The 1176-nt window shown below is 72.2% G+C and carries 2 protein-coding genes; both read left to right on the plus strand.

What is annotated here, in order from left to right; all coding sequences use genetic code 11:
- The coding region (locus tag FDZ70_11065; GenBank protein ID TLM65535.1) for a 1-acyl-sn-glycerol-3-phosphate acyltransferase at positions 1-584 on the plus strand (584 nt) is incomplete at its 5' end.
- On the plus strand, positions 574-1176 hold a 603-nt coding region (locus tag FDZ70_11070), incomplete at its 3' end, for a 4-hydroxy-3-methylbut-2-enyl diphosphate reductase (protein ID TLM65536.1). The genes FDZ70_11065 and FDZ70_11070, both read left to right, overlap by 11 nt.

Below are 1176 nucleotides of genomic sequence, written 5' to 3' on the forward strand. Positions count from 1 at the left end.
GCGGCGTGTACCGCACCATCACGCCGGGGGTCGAGAACGTCCCCACCGCCACCGGCGCCGTGCTCGCCGGCAACCATGAGTCCTACCTCGACCCGGCGATGCTGTGGTGCGTCACGCCCCGGCCATGCCACTTCATGGCCAAGCGCGAGCTGTTCACCGGCGTCATGGGCTGGGCGCTGCCCCGGCTCTGGTCGTTCCCGGTCGAGCGCGGGGCGCCCGACCGCACCGCCATCACCACCGCTGTGCGCTACCTGGAGGCCGGCGACCTCGTCGGCATCTTTCCCGAGGGCACGCGCAGGGTCGAGGGCGTCGAGTCCGAAGTACACGGCGGCGCGGCGTTCATCGCGCTCAAGGCCGGTGTCCCGATCGTGCCGGTCGCGTTCGTGGGCACGGACCGTGCGTGGCCGAAGGGCCGCAAGTTGCCGAGGCCGGGTCGGCTCACGTTCAAGTACGGCACGCCGGTGTATCCGTCGCAGTTCGCGGAAGGCACGCGCAAGGAGCAGGTCGCGGCGATGACGGCCGAGGTGATGCGCCGGATCGGCGAGGAACTCGTGGCCGCGAAGGAGATCGACGATGCGCGTTGAGGTCGCCCGGCACGCGGGCATCTGCTACGGAGTGGAACGCGCTCTGAAGCTGGCCGAGGAGGCCGCCGAGTCCGGCGCGCCCGTTCGCACGCTCGGGCCGCTCATCCACAATCCGCAGGCGGTGCAGGCGCTGCGCGACAAGGGCGTCGAGGTCGCAGCCTCGCTCGAGGACGCGTCCGAGGGCACGCTCGTGATCCGCAGCCACGGGGTGTCGCCTGCGATCATCGCCGCGGCGGGCGAGAAGGGGCTCGACGTGGTCGATGCCACGTGCCCGTTCGTCCGCAAGGCGCACGAGGCCGCCGAGGTCCTGGTGGCCGAGGGGTACACGCTCGTGATCGTCGGCGAGCCGGACCATCCCGAGGTCGAGGGCATCGTCGCGCACGCCGGGGGCGCGGCGCTCGTGGTCGAGGACGTGGCCGACCTGCCTGCCACGCTCGGCACGCGCCGCGTGGGCGTGGTCGTCCAGACCACGCAGTCGGCCGAGCGGCTCGCCGAGATCGTCGAGGCGCTGCTGCCGCGCTGCACCGACCTCCGGGTGATCAACACGATCTGCTCGGCGACCGCGAAGAGGCAGGAGGCCGCGCACGAGCTC

This window comes from Actinomycetota bacterium, assembly GCA_005774595.1.
In the GTDB taxonomy this organism is placed as follows: domain Bacteria; phylum Actinomycetota; class Coriobacteriia; order Anaerosomatales; family D1FN1-002; genus D1FN1-002.